The organism is Martinezella rhizogenes (genome assembly GCF_007002745.1).
In the GTDB taxonomy this organism is placed as follows: domain Bacteria; phylum Pseudomonadota; class Alphaproteobacteria; order Rhizobiales; family Rhizobiaceae; genus Agrobacterium; species Agrobacterium cucumeris.
In genome coordinates, this window is the sequence record NZ_SGNY01000005.1 from 226,015 (window position 1) to 246,940 (window position 20,926).

19 protein-coding genes are annotated in these 20,926 nt (G+C 59.6%); 15 read left to right on the forward strand and 4 right to left on the reverse strand.

Annotation, left to right across the window (positions count from 1 at the left end; genetic code table 11):
- Window positions 1-3: 3 nt before the first annotated feature.
- The 4 genes from rbbA (at window position 4) to EXN68_RS16765 (ending at window position 4,998) form a co-directional block, all read left to right on the forward strand.
- Window positions 4-2,778 carry a ribosome-associated ATPase/putative transporter RbbA gene (gene rbbA, locus EXN68_RS16750; RefSeq protein ID WP_142841952.1) on the forward strand — a complete coding sequence of 925 codons (2,775 nt, stop codon included), beginning with the start codon at window positions 4-6 and terminating at the stop codon, window positions 2,776-2,778.
- Window positions 2,775-3,893: an ABC transporter permease gene (locus EXN68_RS16755; protein ID WP_142841953.1), complete on the forward strand. Its 1,119-nt coding sequence runs from the start codon at window positions 2,775-2,777 to the stop codon at window positions 3,891-3,893. The genes rbbA and EXN68_RS16755 overlap by 4 nt, the downstream gene beginning before the upstream one ends.
- Window positions 3,894-4,030: 137 nt before the next feature.
- Window positions 4,031-4,633, forward strand: a complete 603-nt coding sequence (locus EXN68_RS16760; protein ID WP_052820447.1) for a hypothetical protein — start codon at window positions 4,031-4,033, stop codon at window positions 4,631-4,633.
- A gap of 218 nt (window positions 4,634-4,851) precedes the next feature.
- Window positions 4,852-4,998 (forward strand): DUF1127 domain-containing protein, encoded by a 147-nt coding sequence (locus EXN68_RS16765; protein WP_080843067.1) that lies wholly within the window; start codon window positions 4,852-4,854, stop codon window positions 4,996-4,998.
- Between the two features lie 480 nt (window positions 4,999-5,478).
- Here EXN68_RS16765 and EXN68_RS16770 read toward each other — a convergent pair whose 3' ends face one another.
- Window positions 5,479-5,922 (reverse strand): response regulator, encoded by a 444-nt coding sequence (locus EXN68_RS16770; RefSeq protein WP_142841954.1) that lies wholly within the window; start codon window positions 5,920-5,922, stop codon window positions 5,479-5,481.
- A 375-nt stretch (window positions 5,923-6,297) separates the two neighbouring features.
- Here EXN68_RS16770 and ftsZ point away from each other — a divergent pair, with 375 nt between their 5' ends.
- The 3 genes from ftsZ (at window position 6,298) to EXN68_RS16785 (ending at window position 9,434) form a co-directional block, all read left to right on the forward strand.
- Complete coding sequence (gene ftsZ, locus EXN68_RS16775) at window positions 6,298-7,260, forward strand: cell division protein FtsZ (RefSeq protein WP_046801213.1); 963 nt, start codon at window positions 6,298-6,300, stop codon at window positions 7,258-7,260.
- Window positions 7,261-7,660: 400 nt separating this feature from the next.
- Window positions 7,661-8,359 carry a GntR family transcriptional regulator gene (locus EXN68_RS16780; protein WP_080843068.1) on the forward strand — a complete coding sequence of 233 codons (699 nt, stop codon included), beginning with the start codon at window positions 7,661-7,663 and terminating at the stop codon, window positions 8,357-8,359.
- A 109-nt stretch (window positions 8,360-8,468) separates the two neighbouring features.
- Window positions 8,469-9,434 (forward strand): dihydrodipicolinate synthase family protein, encoded by a 966-nt coding sequence (locus EXN68_RS16785; RefSeq protein ID WP_142841955.1) that lies wholly within the window; start codon window positions 8,469-8,471, stop codon window positions 9,432-9,434.
- A gap of 283 nt (window positions 9,435-9,717) precedes the next feature.
- On the opposite strand, the gene EXN68_RS16790 is transcribed toward EXN68_RS16785, so the two are convergent.
- A complete protein-coding gene (locus tag EXN68_RS16790) occupies window positions 9,718-10,755 on the reverse strand; it encodes an Ldh family oxidoreductase (protein ID WP_142841956.1) in 1,038 nt (345 codons plus the stop codon).
- A 378-nt stretch (window positions 10,756-11,133) separates the two neighbouring features.
- Here EXN68_RS16790 and EXN68_RS16795 point away from each other — a divergent pair, with 378 nt between their 5' ends.
- The 7 genes from EXN68_RS16795 (at window position 11,134) to EXN68_RS16825 (ending at window position 18,062) form a co-directional block, all read left to right on the forward strand.
- Window positions 11,134-11,940, forward strand: a complete 807-nt coding sequence (locus EXN68_RS16795; protein ID WP_142842085.1) for an ABC transporter substrate-binding protein — start codon at window positions 11,134-11,136, stop codon at window positions 11,938-11,940.
- A gap of 72 nt (window positions 11,941-12,012) precedes the next feature.
- The gene (locus tag EXN68_RS16800) at window positions 12,013-12,678 is read left to right on the forward strand and encodes an amino acid ABC transporter permease (protein WP_065116852.1); all 666 of its coding nucleotides are present in this window, start codon (window positions 12,013-12,015) and stop codon (window positions 12,676-12,678) included.
- A gap of 12 nt (window positions 12,679-12,690) precedes the next feature.
- Entirely contained in the window at window positions 12,691-13,344 is a 654-nt protein-coding gene (locus EXN68_RS16805) for an amino acid ABC transporter permease (protein ID WP_065116851.1), read from the forward strand.
- Window positions 13,337-14,059: an amino acid ABC transporter ATP-binding protein gene (locus tag EXN68_RS16810; RefSeq protein ID WP_020811659.1), complete on the forward strand. Its 723-nt coding sequence runs from the start codon at window positions 13,337-13,339 to the stop codon at window positions 14,057-14,059. The genes EXN68_RS16805 and EXN68_RS16810 overlap by 8 nt, the downstream gene beginning before the upstream one ends.
- Window positions 14,059-15,300: an NAD(P)/FAD-dependent oxidoreductase gene (locus EXN68_RS16815; protein WP_142841957.1), complete on the forward strand. Its 1,242-nt coding sequence runs from the start codon at window positions 14,059-14,061 to the stop codon at window positions 15,298-15,300. The genes EXN68_RS16810 and EXN68_RS16815 overlap by 1 nt, the downstream gene beginning before the upstream one ends.
- 13 nt (window positions 15,301-15,313) lie before the next feature.
- Entirely contained in the window at window positions 15,314-17,023 is a 1,710-nt protein-coding gene (lhpI, locus tag EXN68_RS16820) for a cis-3-hydroxy-L-proline dehydratase (protein WP_142841958.1), read from the forward strand.
- A gap of 10 nt (window positions 17,024-17,033) precedes the next feature.
- On the forward strand, window positions 17,034-18,062 hold the full coding sequence (locus tag EXN68_RS16825) for a trans-3-hydroxy-L-proline dehydratase (protein ID WP_142841959.1): 1,029 nt from the start codon (window positions 17,034-17,036) through the stop codon (window positions 18,060-18,062).
- Window positions 18,063-18,277: 215 nt separating this feature from the next.
- Here the strand turns inward: EXN68_RS16825 and EXN68_RS16830 are convergent, their stop codons facing one another.
- Together EXN68_RS16830 and EXN68_RS16835 are read right to left on the reverse strand one after the other, a co-directional pair.
- The gene (locus tag EXN68_RS16830; protein ID WP_142841960.1) at window positions 18,278-19,300 is read right to left on the reverse strand and encodes a LacI family DNA-binding transcriptional regulator; all 1,023 of its coding nucleotides are present in this window, start codon (window positions 19,298-19,300) and stop codon (window positions 18,278-18,280) included.
- 157 nt (window positions 19,301-19,457) lie between these two features.
- Entirely contained in the window at window positions 19,458-19,778 is a 321-nt protein-coding gene (locus tag EXN68_RS16835) for a hypothetical protein (protein WP_142841961.1), read from the reverse strand.
- A gap of 296 nt (window positions 19,779-20,074) precedes the next feature.
- Here EXN68_RS16835 and EXN68_RS16840 point away from each other — a divergent pair, with 296 nt between their 5' ends.
- A complete protein-coding gene (locus EXN68_RS16840; protein WP_142841962.1) occupies window positions 20,075-20,878 on the forward strand; it encodes a transporter substrate-binding domain-containing protein in 804 nt (267 codons plus the stop codon).
- Window positions 20,879-20,926: the final 48 nt, after the last annotated feature.

Sequence of the window (20,926 nt, forward strand, 5' to 3'; positions counted from 1 at the left end):
GCCATGGTCGCGCCCTCCACGAATACGGAAAACGATCCGAATGCGCCCGTCGCGCGGCTGGCGGATGTGCGGCTGACCTTTGGCAGCACTGTAGCGCTGGCCGACATATCGGTCGAGATTCCCGCTGGCCGCATGATCGGGCTGATCGGGCCGGATGGTGTCGGCAAATCCAGTCTGCTGTCGCTTGTCTCCGGCGCACGCGCCATACAAAAGGGAAAAGTGGAGGTTCTGGGCGGCGATATGTCCGATCCGCGCCACCGTGAGGACACCTGCCCGCGCATTGCCTATATGCCGCAGGGTCTCGGCAAGAACCTCTATCCGACCCTGTCCGTCTTCGAGAATATCGATTTCTTCGGCAGGCTGTTCGGGCAAGGGAGCAGGGAGCGGCAGGCGCGTATCGCCGAATTGCTCAAAAGTACCGGTCTGGAGCCATTTACGGACCGCCCGGCCATGAAACTTTCCGGCGGCATGAAGCAGAAGCTCGGGCTCTGCTGCGCGCTGATCCACGATCCCGATCTGCTCATTCTTGATGAGCCGACCACCGGCGTCGACCCGCTGTCGCGCCGGCAGTTCTGGGAGCTGATCGATACGATCCGTGCCGGGCGTCCGGGTATGAGTGTGATCGTCGCCACGGCCTATATGGAAGAGGCAGCCGGTTTCGACTGGCTGGTCGCCATGGATGGCGGCAAAATCCTCGCCACCGGCTCGCCCGACGAACTTCTCGAACGCACTTCGACCGCCAATCTCGATGCCGCCTTCATCGCTCTCCTGCCGGAAGAGAAGCGCAAGGATTATCACGAGGTGCATATCGCGCCACGCACGGTGACGGATGATGGCGACTATGCCATTGAGGCGTCGCATCTCAGCATGCGCTTCGGTGATTTCACCGCCGTCGACAATGTCAGCTTCAAAATTCCGCGCGGCGAGATTTTCGGCTTTCTCGGCTCGAATGGTTGCGGAAAATCCACCACCATGAAGATGCTGACCGGGCTTCTGGCCGCCAGCGAAGGCGAAGCGAAGCTGTTCGGGCACAAGGTGGATGCCAGCGACATGGCGATCCGCCACCGCGTCGGTTACATGAGCCAGGCGTTCTCGCTCTATTCCGAACTGACCGTGCGCCAGAACCTTGATCTGCACGCGCGGCTGTTCAAGCTGCCGGAAGAAACCATTCAGCCGCGTATCGCCGAGATGGCGGAACGTTTCGATTTGGGTGCGGTCATGGAAACCATGCCCGACGACCTGCCGCTTGGCATCCGCCAAAGGCTGTCGCTGGCCGTGGCAATGATCCATTCGCCTGACATTCTCATCCTCGATGAGCCGACCTCGGGTGTTGACCCGGTGGCGCGGGACGGCTTCTGGCAAATCCTCGCGGATCTGTCGCGTAACGACAATGTCACCATCTTCATCTCTACCCATTTCATGAATGAAGCGGAGCGCTGCGACCGGATTTCGCTGATGCATGCCGGCAAGGTGCTGATCAGCGATACGCCTGACGCGATTACAAAAAGCCGCGATGCCGCGACGCTGGAAGAGGCTTTTGTCGCCTATCTCGAGGATGCCTCCGGTGTCAAAAAGGCGAAGCCCGCGACAGCGTCCGCCGCGGTAACAGACGTACCCGTGACGCAACATGCAACACCTGCTCGCAAACGTTTCTTCGATGTCAGACGCATGTTCAGCTATACGCGCCGCGAGGCGCTGGAACTGCAGCGCGACCCCATTCGCGGCACGCTGGCGGTGCTTGGCAGCGTCATCCTGATGTTCGTGATCGGATACGGTATCAATCTCGATGTCGAGGATCTGACCTTCGCGGCGCTGGACCGCGACGATTCCACCATCAGCCGTGACTACGTGCTGGACATCGCCGGCTCGCGCTATTTCATCGAAAAAGAACCGATCCGCGACTATGCCGATATGGACAGGCGCATGCGCGACGGGGAACTCAGCCTTGCCATCGAAATCCCGCCCGGTTTCGGCCGTGATGTCCTGCGCGGCAAGACGGTGGAGGTTGGCGCATGGATCGATGGCGCCATGCCGCAGCGCGCGGAGACCGTGCGCGGTTACGTGCAGGGCATGCATCAGACATGGCTGGCGCGCAAGGCGAGTGAAATCTACGGCAGCGCGGCGACGCAAGGCAGTTTCAGCATCGAAACGCGCTATCGTTACAATCCCGATGTCAAAAGCCTCGTCGCCATGGTGCCGGCGGTCATTCCGCTGCTGCTGATGCTCATACCGGCCATGCTTTCCGCACTCAGCGTCGTCCGGGAAAAGGAGCTCGGCTCCATCGTCAATCTTTACGTGACGCCGACGACGCGGCTGGAATTCCTGATCGGCAAGCAGCTTCCCTACGTTGCGCTTGGCATGCTCAACTTCCTGCTTTTGACGGCATTTGCGATCTTCATCTTCCGGGTGCCGTTTACCGGCAGTTATCTTGCTTACGCGACGGGCGCCTTGCTTTTTGTCATCATCGCTACATCCATCGGTCTCGTCATGTCGTCCTTCATGAAAAGCCAGATCGCGGCGATCTTCGGCACCGCCTTGCTGACGCTCATTCCGGCGACGCAATATTCGGGCATGATCGATCCGGTTTCGTCGCTGCAGGGGGCGGGGGCCTTTATCGGCAACATCTATCCCGCCACCTATTTCATGACCATTTCGCGTGGCACCTTCTCAAAGGGGCTGGATTTCGCCGGCCTTTCCGGCTCGTTCCTGCCGCTTATCATCGCCATTCCGCTGCTGCTCATCGCCGGCGCCGCCCTCTTGAGGAAACAGGCGTCATGAGGTTGTTTTCGTCCAACATCTTCCAGCTCGGCATCAAGGAACTGCGCGGTCTGGCGCGTGACGGCATGTTGCTGCTCCTGATTGTCTATGCCTTCACACTGCAGATCTACACCGGCTCCAGCGCGCTGCCGGAGACGCTGAACAATGCCGCCATCGCCATTGTCGACGAGGATCAGTCGCCGCTTTCCGGCCGCATCAGCACGGCGTTTTATCCGCCCTATTTCGCGCCGCCGAAGCAGATTTCGATTGCGGAAATGGACAAGCGCATGGATGCCGGGCTCGATACCTTCGCGCTCAACATCCCGCCGGATTTCCAGCGCCGGCTGATGGCAGGGCAGCAACCCGCGATCCAGCTCAATATCGACGCCACCCGCATGAGCCAGGCTTTCAGCGGCGGCGGTTATGTGCAGACCATCGTGACGAGCGAAGTTCAGGAATATATGAACCGCTATCGCGGTGTGACTTCGGTGCCGGTGGATCTGACGCTGCGCTCCCGCTTCAACCCGGAACTGGACAAATCCTGGTTCGGCTCGATCAACAACATCATCACCGCCATTACCATGCTGTCGATCGTGCTGACGGGGGCGGCGCTCATTCGCGAGCGTGAGCATGGCACGGTCGAGCATCTGCTGGTCATGCCGGTCACGCCGTTGGAAATCATGCTCAGCAAGGTCTGGTCCATGGGCCTTGTTGTGCTGGTGGCCTCGGCATTTTCGCTGTTCGTCGTTGTCGGGGGGCTGCTTGCCATTCCCATCGAAGGCTCGCTCTTGCTCTTTCTGCTTGGAACCGCCCTGCAGCTCTTCGCCATGACGTCGATGGGCATATTCCTCGCAACGGTTGCCGGGTCCATGCCGCAATTCGGCATGTTGCTGATCCTCTTCCTGCTGCCGCTGCAGGTGCTTTCGGGCGCCATGACGCCGCGGGAGAGCATGCCAGATATCATCCAGTATCTCATGCTTCTCGCACCCAACACCCATTTCGTCATCCTGGCGCAATCGGTGCTTTTCAGGGGCGCGGGGCTGGATGTGGTGTGGCCGCAACTGCTGGCGCTGCTCGCCATCGGTTCGGCGCTCTTTATCTTTGCGCTTCGCCGCTTCCGGCGTTTTCTGCGTTGAAGTGAGGGGAACCCGCCATTTTTACGCCATTTCCGGACAAGTTGAATTAATTGTGTTCGGTAACGGTATGTTCGCCTTCCGGGAATATGCCTATGAGGACGGCTGGGTAAAAGCGGGCTTTGTTCAGGAGTAGCATAATGAATATTGCAGCACGTCTGTCTTTGACGGCCATGATCGCACTGGCCGCGACATCATCTTTCGCCTCTGAAGATATGACTTCGGAGACGAGCGAGGCGATATTTGGTTTCGCTGGCGCCATGACGAAAGAAGACATGCTGAAAAGTGCGGCGCTTATTCCCGTGGAATATGAAAGAAACGCCACTATCGGCGGCGGCTACCAGTTTTATCCCTACCGCATCGGCAATGTAAAACTGGGCGGCGAGATCGGCATTGCCGCCAGATTTGGCAAAGGCTTCACCGGCGAAGTCTGGGCAGGCCCGGTCGCCCGGTATGAGCAGATCAGGCTTGGGGAGCGGTTGTTCATCACGCCAAGCTTTACCGCCGGTCTCAGCCTTGTCACGGATGCGCAGCCGGGTCGCGAGCGTGAGCAGGAAATCAAGGACGACGGCAATGCCAATGTCCTGTTTTATCTCGGGCCGGAAATCAACGTCTCCTTCAGCGAGGATTCCTCGACGGAATTCTTCTGGCGTCTTCACCACCGTTCCGGCGGTGGCAAAACTTTGGGCAATATGAAAGGCGCCACAAACGCCAATGTATTCGGTGTCCGCTACAAGTTTTGAGACGAAAGCGCCGGGCAAAGCCTCGCCAACCGGCTGAATTTCAGTCACGTTTCTTTTTCGCTGCAAATCGTCATGGTGAACCCTTGCGTCTGGTGCATGGGTGGATTGCCTTATTCTGCCTGTTCATTGGGCATGGGAAAGCGCATATAGAGGGCATCAAAGGACGCCGGAACGAAAACGTTGCTGACGTCACCTAAACCTCAAGAAAGGGTCATGTCATGAACGTAGCACGCAGCTTTAACAATTGGCGCAAATATCGTCAGACCATCAACGAACTGGGCCGCATGAGCACCCGTGAACTGCACGATCTCGGTCTCGACCGCAGCCAGATCACCAGCGTTGCCCGCGCCGCAATCGGCAAATAATCAAGACGATATTGTCCTGTCCTAATGCCCAAACGCCCGCTTCGCGGGCGTTTTTGTTTTTTGGGCTCATTTAATCTCGTCGTCGCCTTGGGGCGCCTGTAACGAGGTTTTGCCCGATTGCGTGAAATACGGATGTCGCGTTTTTCGCAGACGATGCGGTAGGGACGGGGAACTGTTGCATCGATATCCGGCGGCGTAAAATTCGCCATGCACAAAATGCATATCTGTACTGCAAGCTTATGCCTGTGAAATGCGCAGGAAGATGCTATCTTTCAATCATCGAAACGGATGTACCTCCTCCCACATCCTTTTGATAATGCGGGTGATCCTACTCCTCCTCCCAAGGATTGCCCCGGGGACAGCGGTTTTCCTCCTCCCATATCGCTGTTCATCTTTTCAGAAGCCTGCCGCACCTCCTCCCGCGGCAGGCTTTTCTGTTTTCAGCCCTATCTTCAGGTCACCTTATTTTCAGGAATTGCCTCAGTCGAACGGCATCATGCCGATCGGGGTCACCGCATGTGTACCGGCGCGTTTGGCAAGCGCGTAGGACAGGCATTGTTCCACCGCGTCCTGTGGCACGGGCTTGGCAATCACTCCGGCACCGATGCCGAGATTGACGACAACTTCCGGGTTTGCCGTCATGAAAATCACCACGACGCCATGATCCTGCGAAAGACGTCTGCCGATCTCGGGGCCGGTCTGGCCGTCGGCAAGGTTGACGTCGACAAAGGCGATGTCGGCGCGGCTGCCGAGTGCAACAGCCTCATCCAGCCGGTTGGCGATGCCGATAACATCTGCCTCTTCATCCGCCTGGAGAATGGAATCCTCTATATCCATGGCGATGAGGAACTCATCTTCGACGATCAGCACCCGCGGTTGTTCCAAGCGGAAACCCGGTTCGCTTTGCAAGACGTCTGCCAACATATGCCTGCCTCCATTCTGTGCGCCCAAGCGCTGTCGGCAAGCAAACACCTGTCGGCACAACTCGTTCCAAACTGAGATAAACATAGTGAATGGAGTGTAAACGGCGTGCCTTTTCGGCTATCACCATTCAATAGCGAAGCAGTTGATTCGGTTTGGTTTTCATCCGGGGGAAGGGTGGGAGAACGTTGCCGTAGCGCATCTTTCGCCGCTGGAGCACAAGTCTTTTGGCCGCAATCGGCCGATAGCTTATATGCAATTCAACGCGTTAAAGCCTCCTTCGTGCACCAGGAAGGAAGTGCGGGAACGCCGCCGATCATTCGCGTGCCGCGGCCAAAACGGCGCGGGACCCTATGAGTTTAGAAAGAGAATAACACGATGACCCAGTCTCCGCGCGCTTCGATTGCCCGCAACACTCCCAATATCGCTGTCGTCGGCGTTGGTGGCGGTGGCGGAAATGCGATCAACAACATGATCTCCGAAGGCATTAGCGGGGTCGATTTCATCGCCGCCAATACGGATGCGCAGGCGCTGAAGAAAACCAACGCGCCGCGGATGGTGCAGCTCAGTTCCGAGCTGACCGGCGGACTTGGTGCAGGGGCCGATCCTGAGGTCGGCCGGCAGGCGGCGATCGATTCACTCGATGAGATCATGGATCACTTGAGCGGTTACGACATGTGTTTCATCACCGCCGGCATGGGCGGCGGCACCGGCACGGGCGCTGCCCCGGTGATTGCGGAAGCCTGCCGGGCAAAGAACATCCTGACGGTTGGCGTCGTTACGCTTCCTTTCAGCTTTGAAGGTGCGCGCCGCATGCGGGCTGCCGAATACGGCTTTGCCAACCTGCTGAATACCGCCGATACCGTCATTGTCATTCCCAACCAGAACCTGCTGCGCATCGCTGACGCCGGCACCACCTTCGAGAATGCGCTGAAGACGGCCGATAAGGTCCTGTCGCTCGGCGTGCGTTGCGTCACCGATCTCATCCTGCGCGAGGGTCTCGTCAATCTCGATTTTGCCGATGTGCGTTACGTCATGAAAAATGGCGGCCGGGCGCTGATGGGCACGGCGCAGGCCAAGGGCGAAAAGCGCGCCTCGGAAGCGGCGGCAGCCGCCATCGCCAATCCGCTGCTCGGCGAACCGTCGCTGAAAGAAGCGCGCGGTGCGCTGGTGGCCATCTCCGGCGGCAACGATCTGACACTCTATGAGATCGACGAGGCGATGACGCTGGTGCGCGAGGCGGTGAGCGAGGAGACGGATGTAGTGATGGGCGCTTCCTTCGACCCGACGCTGGACGGTGCTTTCAAGATCTCCGTCGTGGCCACCGGTCTGCGCAACTGAGGCGCAGCTACAGCGACAGGGAGTTATGGGGGAGTACGACGGTGCGGCTCGTTTCTTCTCCCCGCCGGGGAGAAGGTGGCCTGAAGGGTCGGATGAGGGGGCAGCGTTGCCGAATATCTCTACCCTTGCCCCCTCATCCCGCTGCCGCGACCGTCTCCCCGGACGGGGAGAAGAAACAGGCGGCGCGCTCCCCGTTCCACGATAAACTAAGCGGCGACATTTTATAAACAGCGTACACGCCACAAACCGAACAATTAAAAGCCGTCGCGGGTAATTTTCGTGACGGCTTTTTGTTGTTTTTGAACAATTATTCCGCCATTCGGGGAGGCGGGGTTGCAACGCGTCGTTGATAACGAAAAAAGATAATAGTACTCTTTATGTCGACAAGAAGGATTTGGCTATGACGGATATAATTGCTTCTGCCGAGCGCAAGCGCGGCTCCGGCGTAAAGATGGTCTATGATCTGCTGCGCGACGAGATCCTCGATCTGGTCCTGCCGCCGGGAAGCCCCATTGACGAGGTGCAGCTTGCCGAACGATTCAAGATGTCGCGCACGCCGATCCGTGAGGCGCTGGTGCGGCTTTCGGGCGAGGGGCTGATCGATACGCTGCCGAACCGGTCGACCATGGTGTCGAATATCGACTTCCTCAACATGCACACCTATTTCGATGCGCTGGTGCTGATGTACCGGGTCACCACCCAGCTTGCGGCACAATATCATCGCCCCGAGGATCTGGCCGGAATTCGCGCCCACAATGCGGAGTTCGCCATTGCGGTGGAAGAGCAGAATGCGCTGGCGATGATTTCCACCAATGCAGCCCTTCACCTTTCCATCGCCGAGGCAGGCCGAAACCCCTATTTCACCAGCCTGTTCAAACGCCTGCTGGATGAGGGGCGGCGCATTCTGAGACTTTATTACCAGTCCTATGAGGATCGTCTGCCGAAGCGTTTCGTCCATGATCACGACGCAATGATCGCCGCCATCGCCGCCCGCGATATCGCCCTTTCCGAAAAACTGGCGCGTGAACATGCCGAACAGATCGTGCAGCAGGTGCAGAAATTGCTGGTGCGAAATGAGCGGCTGGAAATAAATCTGTAGCTTGTCGATTTCTTGTCGACAAATAAAATACAAGATAGTAATGTCCTTGTTGAAAGGGTGGCGCATAGCTGCGTCCATTCCTGAGAACCATGTGCCTTAGGAGCTAATAATGACGGCCAGCATTTTTTCCGGCGTGATTCCCGCCTTGATGACCCCCTGCAAGGATGATCGCACTCCTGATTTTGATGCGCTTGTGCGCAAGGGCAAGGAACTGATCGCCGATGGCATGTCGGCCGTCGTTTATTGCGGTTCCATGGGCGACTGGCCGCTTCTCACCGATGAGCAGCGCATGGAAGGCGTGGAGCGTCTGGTCAAGGCCGGCATCCCTGTTATCGTCGGCACCGGCGCGGTCAACACGGCGTCTGCCGTGGCGCATGCCGCGCATGCCCAGAAGGTTGGCGCCAAGGGCCTGATGGTTATCCCCCGCGTCCTGTCTCGCGGTTCGGTCATCGCGGCGCAGAAGGCGCACTTCAAGGCCATTCTCTCGGCCGCTCCTGAAATTCCGGCGGTTATCTACAACAGCCCCTATTACGGTTTCGCCACCCGCGCCGATCTCTTCTTCGCGTTGCGCGCCGAACACAAGAACCTGATTGGTTTCAAGGAATTCGGCGGCCCGGCTGATATGCGTTATGCAGCTGAAAACATCACCAGCCGCGATGATGAAGTGACGCTGATGATCGGCGTCGATACCGCCGTTTTCCACGGTTTCGTCAATTGCGGTGCAACCGGCGCCATCACCGGCATCGGCAACGTGCTGCCGAAGGAAGTCATTCATCTCTGCAAGCTTTCGCAGGCCGCTGCCAAGGGTGATGCGGATGCCCGCAGCCGCGCGCTGGAACTGGAGCAGGCGCTGGCCATACTCTCCTCCTTTGATGAAGGTCCGGATCTGGTTCTTTATTTCAAGCACATGATGGTGCTGAAGGGCGACAGGGAATACACGCTGCATTTCAACGAAACCGATGCCCTGACGGACAGCCAGCGCGGTTATGTCGAGGCGCAGTTCAAGCTGTTCAACAGCTGGTATGCCGACTGGAGCAAGCTTCCGGGCGCCGTTCAGACCTGCAAGGCTGCCTGAGATATTGCTGCTGCGAAAAAAAGGCCCGCAACTGCGGGCCTTTTTTGCATGTGATGGGGTTTGATGCCTCTCCTCCGTCATACCGGACCAGATCCGGCATCCAGCCACGGCGCGTCTGCGCCGTGAAAGAGTCTTCTCCGATCAAGGACTTGATCGCGCTGGACCCCGGAGCTAATCCGGGGTGACGGAGCGGGTATGCTATGCAGTCGCAAAAAACGCTGAGTGACGTTGTTGCCATGAGGCCCGCAATTGCGGGCCTTTTTTCATTTCCACATCCAAATGGTCAGGAGACTGCGTCCAGCCCCTTCTCCAGCAGCCGGTCGAGCCCGGCCATTTCAGCGGCGGTGAGCGTAATGCCGTCGCTCTCGGATTTGGCGCGCGCCGCAAAGCGGCGGCCGGAGGGCAGGCGGGCGCCCTGGCCGATGATGGCGTCAAACAGCACTTCCGCGCGCTGGAAGGGGTCGCCCGGGCGGCCCTTGGCGAAGGCTTCCGGAGAAAATGCGACGATCAATTCGCCATGGGTCGGCGCAAGTGTTGTCGTGCCGAGGAAATCGAGGGCTTCGGGGCTGGTCAGGTCACCGATCATGATGCCGGCAAGAAGTTCGATCATGGTGCCGATCGCCGATCCCTTGTGACCACCAAAAGGCAGCATGGAGCCGGCAAGCGCGGCTTCCGGGTCGGTCGTCGGCTTACCTTCGGCGTCCAGCGCCCATCCTTCCGGCAGGGATTTGCCGGCGCGCCGGTGCAGTTCGATTTCGCCGCGCGCCGCAACCGACGTGGCAAAATCGAAGACATAAGGTGAGGTGTCCTTGCGCGGCCAGCCGAAAGCGAAGGGATTGGTGCCAAGCAGCGGTTTGCTGCCGCCGGTGGGGGCAACGGTGGAGTAGCTGGGGCACATCACCAGTCCAGCGAGACCATTCGATGTCAGCCCCTCAACCTCTGGCCAGAGCGCCGAGAAATGTGTGCAGTCATTGATGACGAGTGCGGCAATGCCCGAACGTTTCGCCCGCTCGACAAGAACCGGCAGGCCCAGTTCGAAGGCGGGATTGGCAAAGCCGCCATTGGCGTTGACTTTGACAATCGCCGTGCCGTCGTCCTCAGCCACATCAGGGATCGCGTCGGGCTTCACCTTGCCGGCCTTGACGGTGCGCAACGCGCCTTCGATACGGTAGATGCCGTGCGATTTGCAGGCGTCGCGTTCACCGGCGGTGATGACGCGGGCAAGCGCCCCCGACTGCACCTCATTCAGTCCCGCCTTGCGGAAAATTTCTTCAATCCGCTTTGAAAGCGCATCAATGGTCAGGGTGGTGGCGTCGCTCATCATGATCCTCCGATATCGGCCCGCACATCTTGAATACATAAAGTATACAAAGGCATGTCTATTGCAACTCGTCTTTTCGGTGAAGTGCCGCGAAAGCGTAAATCGGTACCGAAGATACAGAGTTTTCAGTTTTTGTGACGGTTTCCTCTTCCCTCTCATTCGCGGGCGGGCCGCAGCACTCGCTTTGGCGCAAGTCCTTGGGCTGAAAAGAGACTTTTCGTCAGTTCCCCGCGCAGCCACCCATGCGGCAAATCCCGATTGTTCGCAGCTGCAAAATTCTTTTTGTATACTAGTTGTATTTTTATGTTGATTTATCGGCCCCATAGGGAAATAGTGACCGCGCCTTCAACGGCAGACCAATTGTGGGAGCAATCAAGAATGAAAAAATCGGTCATCATCGCCAGCCTTCTGGCCGCTACTTCCGTTATCACGCCGGCCAAGGCCGACAAGCTTGACGACATCATTTCCGCCGGTACGCTGCGTTGCGCCGTCGTGCTCGATTTCCCGCCCATGGGTTCACGTGACGACGCAAACAACCCTGTTGGCTTCGACGTCGATTATTGCAACGATCTCGCCAAGGCGCTCGGCGTCACGGCTGAAATCGTCGAAACGCCGTTCCCCGAACGTATTCCGGCACTGATGTCGGGCCGCGTCGATGTCGGTGTTGCTTCGACCTCCGATACGCTGGAGCGCGCCAAGACGGTCGGCATGACCGTGCCTTACTTCGCTTTCGAAATGGCTGTTACCGCCAACGACAAGTCGGGCATCAAGTCCTTCGAGGACATGAAGGGCAAGACGGTCGGCGCAACCGCCGGCACGTTCGAAGCCATCGCGCTTGAAAAGTCGGTCAAGGAGTGGGGAACCGGCGAGTTCCGTCCTTACCAGACGCAGGCTGACGTTTTCCTCGCGCTGAGCCAGGGCCAGATCGACGCCACCGTTTCCACCTCCACGGTTGCGCAGTCCAACGTCAAGGGCGGCAAGTTTGCCGGGATCTCGGTCGTCGGCAAGGCGCCCTACGATATCGATTACGTTGCGCTCTTCACCAACCGTGATGAATATGGGCTCATCAACTACCTGAACCTCTTCATCAACCAGCAGGTTCGCACCGGCCGTTACGCCGAACTCTATGAAAAATGGGTTGGCGGCGAAGTTCCCTCGCTCACCGTCAACGGCGTTTATCGCTAATCAGGACTTTTCGTAAACGGCGCGGTCAAAATGATCGCGCCGTTGATCGTTTCTGAAAAGGCGGGACGCTTAATGTTCAACTATACATTCCACTGGAATCAGGCGCTGAAGGCTTTGCCGCAGCTTCTGGACGGTGCGGTGGTAACGCTGCAGATCGCCCTTCTGTCGATGGTGATCGGTCTTACCTTCGCCATCCTGCTGACGCTGTTCCGGCTCTCGGGCAACCGTGTTCTCGGCGCTTTGGCCTCCGTCTGGGTGGAGGTTGCCCGCAACACGCCGGCACTGTTCCAGATTTACATGGCCCATTTCGGGCTTGGCAATTTCGGCATCCACCTCAGCCCCTATACCGCGCTTCTGGTCGGTATCGCGTTCAACAATGCCGGTTATCTGGCAGAGAATTTCCGCGGTGCGCTGAAAGCCATACCGGATACGCAGACGCGGTCGGGCCGTTCGCTTGGCATGACCTCGATGCAGACCTTCCGGCTGATCATCCTGCCGCAGATGCTGCGCGTGGCTTTCCTGCCGGCCACCAACCAGATGGTCTGGGCGATCCTCATGACCTCGCTCGGTGTCACGGTCGGCATGAACACGGATCTCGCCGGCGTCACGCAGGCGCTCAATGCGCGCTCGTTCCGCACCTTTGAATTCTTCGCGCTCGCCGCGGTCATCTATTACGTGATCGCCAAGATCGTCACGCTCGCCGCCAGATTGCTGGCCTGGCGTCTGTTCCGTTACTGAGAGAGGTGCGCCATGTTTGAAACCGCTCTCACCTGGAGTGATCTCGCCTTCCTGGCCAAGGGTGCCGGCATGACGCTTGCCGTCACCGCCGTCGCCGTCACGGCAGGCACCCTGATGGGGATCATCTTCGGTATCATCCGTTTTCAGTTCGGTCCCTATTGGTCGCTGCCGCTGACCTTCGTGCTGGATATTTTCCGCTCCGTGCCGCTGCTCATCCAGCTGGTTCTCGGCAATGCCTTCCAGTCGATCGCCAAGCTCGGCTGGCCGCCATTCACCACCTCCTGCGTGGTGCTGTCGCTTTATACGGCAGCCTATTGCACCGAGATCGTGCGCGGCGGCATCGATGCCGTGCCGTCCAATACGCGCCGTGCCTGCCGCTCACTCGGCATGACATGGTCGCAGGACATGCGCTACATCGTCCTGCCGCTCGCCACCCGCGTCTCGTTGCCGTCCTGGATCGGACTGACGCTCGGTGTCATGAAGGATTCGGCCCTGGTGCTTTGGCTTGGCCTTATCGAGCTTCTGCGTGCCTCGCAGATTCTCGTTACCCGCCTGCAGGAACCGTTGACCATCCTGATGATCTGCGGCGCCATCTACTTCCTTATCAGCTTCCCCATCGCCCGTTTCGGCGGGTATCTCGAAAGACGGTGGTCCCCCAATGATTGAGATCGAAAACGTCCGCAAATCCTTCGGCCCGCTGGAGGTTCTGAAAGGGATCAACCTCACCGTCAACAAGGGCGAGGTCGTCACCATCATCGGCGGTTCCGGTTCCGGCAAATCGACGCTGCTCACCTGCATCAACGGCTTGGAGCCGATCGACAGCGGCAAGATCGTCATCGACGGCACGGAAGTGCATGCCAAATCGACAGACCTCAACAAGCTGCGCCGCAAGGTCGGCATCGTTTTCCAGCAATGGAACGCCTTTCCGCATCTGACGGTGCTTGAAAACGTCATGCTGGCGCCGCGCAAGGTTCTTGGCATCTCGAAGGAGCAGGCCGAGGAGATCGCGGTCAAGCAATTGACCCATGTGGGCCTTGCCGAAAAGCTGAAGGTCTATCCGAACCGCATGTCGGGTGGCCAGCAGCAGCGCATGGCGATTGCCCGCGCGCTTGCCATGTCGCCCGAATATATGCTGTTCGACGAAGTCACCTCGGCACTCGACCCGATGCTGGTGGGCGAAGTGCTCGATACGCTGAAGATGCTGGCGGATGAAGGCATGACGATGATCTGCGTCACCCATGAAATGGCGTTTGCCCGCGATGTCTCCAACCGCGTCGCCTTCTTCCATCAGGGCGTGATGGCGGAAATCGGCACGCCGGACCAGCTGTTCGGCGCGCCGCAGCATGCCGAAACCCAGAAGTTCCTGGCGAGCGTGCGGTAATGCCTGCAAATGATGTCATCGTCATAGGGGCCGGCGTTGTCGGCCTCTCGGCGGCAATCGCCGCGCAGGGCCGCGGTCTTTCGGTCACGGTCATCGATCGCGAAGGGCCGGCGGCGGGCGCTTCGGCCGGCAATGCCGGCGCCTTCGCCTTCACCGATATCCTGCCGCTTGCATCGCCGGGCATTCTCTGGAAGGCGCCGAAGTGGCTTCTCGATCCGCTCGGTCCGCTCAGCGTGCCGCCGGCCTATGCGCTGAAGATCGCACCGTGGATGTTCCGCTTCTGGCGCGCCTGCGCGGCATCGAAAGTCGAGCATTCCACCGCCGCGCAGACGGCGCTGATGGACCTTTCCAAAGCAGAGCTGGAGCCGTTTCTCAAAAAGACGGACACGATTGCGATGCTGCGCAAGGAGGGGAACCTTCAGGTCTATGAAAGCGAAGCGGAGTTCGAAAGCTCGCTTGCCGGCTGGAAGGCACGCGAACGCCACGGCATCGAGTTCCGGCATCTGAACGCCGAACAGATGGCCGAGATACAGCCCGGCATCGCGCCGCGTTTTACCTGCGGCACCTTTACGCCCGGCTGGTTTTCCATTGCCGATCCCAAGCTTTACACCCTGACACTGGCCGAGCATTTTCGCAGCATTGGTGGCCGCATTGAATGCCTCGATGTCGGCTCGCTCCGACCGCTGGACGATGGCGTCGAGGTGGTGAGCCATGATGGCCGCACCCGCAAGGCCGGCAAGGTGGTGCTGGCGGCGGGGGCTTTCTCGCACCGCATCGCCCGCTCGCTTGGCGAAAAAATTCCGCTGGAAACGGAACGGGGTTATAATACCACCCTGCCTCCAGGTGCTTTCGATCTGCGCACGCAGGTCACCTTCGGCGGCCATGGTTTCGTCGTTACCCGCCTTTCCTCCGGTATCCGCGTTGGCGGTGCCGTGGAGCTGGGCGGACTGGAGCTTCCGGCCAATTTCGCCCGTTCCGAGGCGCTTTTGACCAAGGCAAAGGCTTTTCTGCCGGGCCTGAGAACTGAAGGCGGCAAGCAGTGGATGGGCTTTCGCCCCTCGCTGCCGGACAGCCTGCCGGCCATTGGGCAAGCGCAGCACACGGCGCGGGTGGTTTATGCTTTCGGCCACGGGCATCTGGGACTGACCCAATCGGCGGGTACGGCCCGCATCGTCGCCGATCTTCTGACGGGGCAAAAGCCCGCCATCGATACAAGGGCATTTTCGCCGCAACGTTTCTGACGGGGATTTTTCAATGTCTTCTTCCGTTTCGACAACAGCTGCTCCTCAGGCGCGCAGCATTCTGGCCGGTGCCGCCAAAGGCAAGGTCATCGCCACCACCGAGGCGCTGAGCTTCTGGGGCGGGGTCGATCCCGCCACCGGCAAGGTGATAGACGTGCATCACCCGCTGCATGGCATCTGTCTCACCGGCGGTGTGCTATTCATGCCGACCAGCCGTGGCTCCTGCACCGGTTCCGGTGTGCTGCTCGATCTCATCCTCACCGGCCGTGCACCCTCGGCGCTGGTTTTCTGCGAGGCTGAAGACGTCCTGACGCTTGGTGCCCTCGTTGCGGCGGAAATGTTCAACAGGGCTCTGCCGGTCGTCCGTCTCGATGCGGATAATTTTGCCCGCTTCTCGCGTGCTGCGCATGTCAGCATCAACGAGAACACCATTGAGGCCGACGGTATCTCGCTTGCCATCGCGCCGCCGGCGACGGCCCATCTTGACCTGAAGGACGAGGATGGCGCAATGCTGGAAGGGCGCGACGGCATTGCCGCGCGGCAGGCCATGCGCATCATCGTCGCCATGGCCGCCCAGCAGGGGGCGTCGACGCTTGTCGATGTGACGCAGGGCCATATCGATGGCTGCATCTATGCCAGCCCCGCCAATCTCACCTTTGCTGAAAAAATGGCTGACATGGGCGGCAAGGTGCGGGTGCCGACCACCATGAACGCCATTTCGGTGGACAAGGCGCACTGGCGGGCGCAGGGCGTGCCGGAGGATTTCGGCGATCCAGCCGCAAGACTGGCGGATGCCTATGTGCGCATGGGCTGTCGCCCCACCTTCACCTGTTCGCCTTACCTCCTCGACAGCGCGCCGAGCGCCGGCGAATCGATCGGCTGGGCCGAATCGAATGCCGTGATCTTCGCCAATACGGTGCTGGGTGCCCGTACCGCAAAGCACCCTGATTTCCTCGATCTCTGCATTGCGATGACGGGCAGGGCGCCGCTTTCGGGGGTGTATCTCGAAGAAAATCGCCGGCCGCAGCGCATCGTCGATGTGGCCCTGCCAGCTGGCATCGATGACGCCTTCTGGCCGCTTGTCGGTTATCTCGCCGGCAAGGCCGCGCCGGATTGCATTCCGTTGCTGCGTGGTCTTGGCGCTGCAAAACCGTCGCGGGATGATCTGAAAGCGCTTTGCGCCGCCTTCGGCACCACCTCTGCCTCGCCCATGCTGCATATCGAGGGCGTGACGCCCGAAGCGGGACTTGCGCCGCTCGAAACCGCCGGGACCGTGACCATTTCGCTCGCGGATATGGCCGCCGGCTGGTCGCTTCTGAATGAGGGGCCGGAAGAGGTGCAACTCGTCGCTATCGGCAGTCCGCATGCCTCGCTGGAGGAATGTCGGGCGCTGGCGGCCGTGTTTAATGGCCGCAAACGCCATGCGGATGTCGCCGTCATCGTCACCGCCGGTCAGCAGGTCATCGATGCGGCCGTGCAGGACGGCACGCTGCAGAGCCTGAAGGACAGCGGCGTGCAGGTGCTGCCGGATCTCTGCTGGTGTTCGATTTCCGAGCCGGTCTTTCCGACGAAGACCCGCGCACTGATGACCAACTCCGGCAAATACGCCCATTACGGCCCAGGTCTCAGCGGCCGCGCGGTGCGCTTCGGCAGCCTTGCCGATTGCGTCAACAGCGCGCTGACCGGCCGTGCCGTATCCCGCCTTCCTGTCTGGCTTTCGTGAGGAGAACTGAATGCGCAGTATCAAGACAGTTCATGTGATTTCCGCCCATGCGGAAGGTGAAGTGGGGGATGTGATCGTCGGCGGGGTGAAGCCGCCGCCGGGCGAGACGATCTGGGAACAGAGCCGCTTCATCGCCCGTGATGAGACGCTTCGCAACTTCGTGCTCAACGAGCCGCGCGGCGGCGTGTTCCGCCACGTCAATCTGCTGGTGCCGCCGAAACATCCTGACGCGGATGCCGCCTTCATCATCATGGAGCCGGAAGATACGCCGCCCATGTCCGGCTCCAATTCCATCTGCGTTTCCACAGTGCTTCTGGATGGCGGCATCGTGCCGATGCAGGAGCCGGAAACCCATATGCTGCTGGAAGCGCCCGGCGGATTGGTGAAGGTGCGCGCCGAATGCCGTAACGGCAAGGCCGAGCGCATTTTCGTGCAGAACCTGCCGAGCTTTGCCGCAAAGCTCGATGTCGAGCTTGAGGTCGAAGGCCTCGGCACGCTGAAAGTGGACACCGCCTATGGCGGCGACAGCTTCGTTATCGTGGATGCCGAAGCGATGGGTTTCAGCCTGAAGCCGGAAGAGGCGCATGAGATCGCCCGCCTCGGCGTGCGCATCACCAATGCCGCCAACAAGGCTTTGGGTTTCGACCATCCTGAAAACCCCGACTGGCGGCATTTTTCCTTCTGCCTCTTCGCCGGCAAGGTGGAGCGCACGACGGAAGGCCTCAGGGCAGGGGCGGCCGTCGCCATCCAGCCGGGCAAAGTGGACCGCTCGCCGACCGGCACGGCGCTTTCCGCCCGTATGGCCGTGCTGCATGCACGCGGCGAAATGAAGGAAGGCGAAACGCTGACGGCGGTGTCGCTGATCGGCTCGACCTTCACGGGCCGCATTCTCGGAACAACAACAGTTGGCGACCGCCCGGCCATCCTGCCGGAAATCTCCGGCCGCGGCTGGGTCACCGGCATCCACCAGCATATGCTTGATCCGTCCGATCCTTGGCCGGAGGGGTATCGGCTGACGGATACCTGGGGTGCTCGGTAAAGGCGCAAATGGTCACTCAGGTGGAATGTTGAGTACGCCACGGCGGTGCCGCGTATTTCTTCTCCCCACCGGGGAGAAGGTGGCCCGAAGGGTCGGATGAGGGGGCAAGGGTAGAGATTTACGGAGAGCTTGCCCCCTCATCCCGCTGCCGCGGACTTCTCCCCGGCGGGGAGAAGAAACAAGCGGTACCCGCTCGTTCCAACAGGGCTAAAGCCTCACCGGCTCAACCGCTTCGTCGTTTCCCGCACGATCAGCTCGAACCCGACATCCACCCGCGCGCCTTCGGGAACAGCGGCATCCTTTTCCGGCTCCAATATCGAAAGCAGCAATTCGCCCGCCCTGCGGCCGATCATCTGGGCGTCGACCCGGATCGTTGAAATCGCCGGATAACATTGGCGGCTGATATCGAAATCGCCAAAACCGAGGATGGACACCTGATCGGGCACGGCAATGCCGCGGCGGTGACATTCCATCAGCGCGCCGACGGCGGAAATATCGGAGACGGCGAAAATGCCTTCGACATCGGGCGCCTTCGCGAGCAGGGAGCCGAGCGTCTTTGCCCCGTGATCATAGGAGACTGGCGCGCTGCCTTCGCGGATGATGAGATCGTCGGAAATGCCGGCTTCGCGCAACGCTGCCGCAAACCCGACAAGGCGGCTTTCGCCGCGCCAGTCGTTCACGGCGCCGTCAGCCCGGGATCCGAGTGCGCCAATACGCTTTAGACCAAGCGATATCAGATATTTGGCGGCGTTTCTTCCCACTTCGTAGTTGGAGAAGCCAACCGCGTGGTCGATCGGGTGCTCCGGAACGTCCCAGATTTCCACGATCGGAATGCCGGCGCGCATCAGAACTTCGCTCGCCATCTTGGTATGCACCGTGCCGGCGACGACGATGGCATCGGGACGGCGCTCCATCATGGTGCGGATGACGCGCTCTTCTTCCTGCAGGTCATACATCGTATAACCGATCAGCAACTGGTAATCGGCCGCACGCAGCGCCTTGGCCAGCCCCTGCGCGCTGTCGGCGAAGTTGGAGTTGGTGAGCGTCGGCAGGATGGCGGTGATGAAATTGGTGCGCCGGGAAGAGAGCGAACCGGCGATTCGATCCGGCACATAGCCAAGCTTCTCGATGGCCTTCATTACCTTCTGGCGTGTCTCTTCTGACACCAGGGCAGGATCGGCCAGCACCCGCGAAACGGTCATCTTGGAGACGCCCGCGAGTTTCGAGACGTCGCTCATGGTTGCTTTTTTTGACGTGACTAACGCTGCAGCCAAGGGCGTGCGCTCCACCAAAGCATGTCTCCCTAAATTCGAACCGTTTCAGGACAAGACATACACGAAGATATCAAGGGAAAGCACGCCGTATGATTGCGGATCAATACGGCGTGCACCGGATTTATGCGACGCGGCTATAGACCAGATGGTAAAAACGTCCGTCGCACATGCTCATCATCTCATCCGTCAGTACCCGGCCTTCCAGCCGGACCGGCGAGACCAGCGCTTCCTCCACGGCTTCCATCGAAGGATAGTCGATTTCCTGTACCATGATGATTGAGGCTGCGTCCGGGTCGGTGCGCTCGGTGCGCATCACCCGCACGGCCTGCGCATTCGGCATGCGTTTCCAGACCGGCAGCAGTTTTTCCTCGACGATGCGGAAAAACTCCTCCTCCCGGCCCGCGTGGATCCTGCCTTCGAAAATTGCCGAGCGTGTATACATGGTTTCCTCCCGAATGAATGCCCGATGCAACAGTTCTGTAGATCGGACTTGCAATGATACCGATAACATGCATTATTGATCCTGCCAAGAACGTGAAACGGTGTCGACAAGAGGAAAATCGATAACCAGTCGAAATTGTTGAATTTTAAGGAAAATTCACATGGTTTTGGGCTTTCGCGGTTTCTTGGGAGGAGTTTTTTGTCAATCGCGGTGAAATGTTATCGAGAACATTTTTCGCTTTGTGCAAGATCGCTGTTCCGCTTTGGGCAGCCACTTAAAAGGTTGGAGGAGAAACCATGAGCATTTCAAGATTTCTGAAGAACGTGACCGTTGCCGTCGGTGTTGCCGCAGCAACGCTCGCCGCCAGCACATCCGCCCATGCTGTCTCGCTCAGCGAGATCACGGCGCGCGGCAAGGTCAAGATCGGTGTTCTGACCGGCGCTCCGCCGATGGGCATGGTGGATGAGAAGGGCAATCCTTCCGGTTATGATGTGGATGTCGCCAACCTCATCGGCACCTATCTGTCGCTGCCGGTTGAGCTTGTGCCGCTGACGCCGCCTGCGCGCATTCCAGCCCTTCAGACCGGCAAGGTCGACTTCCTTGTCGCAACGCTTGCACCGACTGGCGAACGCGCCAAGACCGTGATGTTCACGCAGCCTTACAGCGCCTTCAACATGGACATCATCTCGGGCAAGGACCAGAAGTTCGAAAATCTCGACAGCCTCAAGGGCAAGCGCGTTTCGGTCAATCGCGGCTCCTCGCAGGAAACCGCGCTGCGCAAGGCCAATGTCGAAGGTCTCGAAATCGTCGTTTACGAAGACGATTCCACCAGCGCCCAGGCACTGCTTGCCGGCCAGGTCGATGCTGTCGCCCTGCCGTCCACGGTTGGCGAAGCGATCATCAAACAGCGCCCGGAAGCCGGTCTGCAGGTTGGTTTCACCTTCTTCCAGCAGGGCAATTCCATGGCGACGAAGCTTGAGGATTTCGAGCTGCGCCAGTGGCTGAACACGTCCATCTACCTCATGAAGATGTCGGGCGATCTCGACCGTATCTCGGTGAAGTGGACCGGTCGTCCGCTGCCGCAATTGCCAAGCTTCTGATTGAGCCTTTCAACGCGTCCGCCGGAGAAAAATTTCCGGCGGACCGGG

Bases quoted from the DNA above. Each gene is read 5' to 3' on its own strand.
- lhpI (WP_142841958.1), top strand. From the start codon at position 15,314: ATGTCTTCTTCCGTTTCGACAACAGCTGCTCCTCAGGCGCGCAGCATT.
- EXN68_RS16765 (WP_080843067.1), top strand. From the start codon at position 4,852: ATGAACGTAGCACGCAGCTTTAACAATTGGCGCAAATATCGTCAGACC.
- EXN68_RS16815 (WP_142841957.1), top strand. From the start codon at position 14,059: ATGCCTGCAAATGATGTCATCGTCATAGGGGCCGGCGTTGTCGGCCTC.
- EXN68_RS16825 (WP_142841959.1), top strand. From the start codon at position 17,034: ATGCGCAGTATCAAGACAGTTCATGTGATTTCCGCCCATGCGGAAGGT.
- EXN68_RS16785 (WP_142841955.1), top strand. From the start codon at position 8,469: ATGACGGCCAGCATTTTTTCCGGCGTGATTCCCGCCTTGATGACCCCC.
- EXN68_RS16780 (WP_080843068.1), top strand. From the start codon at position 7,661: ATGACGGATATAATTGCTTCTGCCGAGCGCAAGCGCGGCTCCGGCGTA.
- EXN68_RS16810 (WP_020811659.1), top strand. From the start codon at position 13,337: ATGATTGAGATCGAAAACGTCCGCAAATCCTTCGGCCCGCTGGAGGTT.
- rbbA (WP_142841952.1), top strand. From the start codon at position 4: ATGGTCGCGCCCTCCACGAATACGGAAAACGATCCGAATGCGCCCGTC.
- EXN68_RS16835 (WP_142841961.1), bottom strand. From the start codon at position 19,778: ATGTATACACGCTCGGCAATTTTCGAAGGCAGGATCCACGCGGGCCGG.
- EXN68_RS16830 (WP_142841960.1), bottom strand. From the start codon at position 19,300: ATGAGCGACGTCTCGAAACTCGCGGGCGTCTCCAAGATGACCGTTTCG.
- EXN68_RS16805 (WP_065116851.1), top strand. From the start codon at position 12,691: ATGTTTGAAACCGCTCTCACCTGGAGTGATCTCGCCTTCCTGGCCAAG.
- EXN68_RS16790 (WP_142841956.1), bottom strand. From the start codon at position 10,755: ATGAGCGACGCCACCACCCTGACCATTGATGCGCTTTCAAAGCGGATT.
- EXN68_RS16795 (WP_142842085.1), top strand. From the start codon at position 11,134: ATGAAAAAATCGGTCATCATCGCCAGCCTTCTGGCCGCTACTTCCGTT.
- EXN68_RS16840 (WP_142841962.1), top strand. From the start codon at position 20,075: ATGAGCATTTCAAGATTTCTGAAGAACGTGACCGTTGCCGTCGGTGTT.
- EXN68_RS16755 (WP_142841953.1), top strand. From the start codon at position 2,775: ATGAGGTTGTTTTCGTCCAACATCTTCCAGCTCGGCATCAAGGAACTG.
- EXN68_RS16800 (WP_065116852.1), top strand. From the start codon at position 12,013: ATGTTCAACTATACATTCCACTGGAATCAGGCGCTGAAGGCTTTGCCG.
- ftsZ (WP_046801213.1), top strand. From the start codon at position 6,298: ATGACCCAGTCTCCGCGCGCTTCGATTGCCCGCAACACTCCCAATATC.
- EXN68_RS16760 (WP_052820447.1), top strand. From the start codon at position 4,031: ATGAATATTGCAGCACGTCTGTCTTTGACGGCCATGATCGCACTGGCC.
- EXN68_RS16770 (WP_142841954.1), bottom strand. From the start codon at position 5,922: ATGTTGGCAGACGTCTTGCAAAGCGAACCGGGTTTCCGCTTGGAACAA.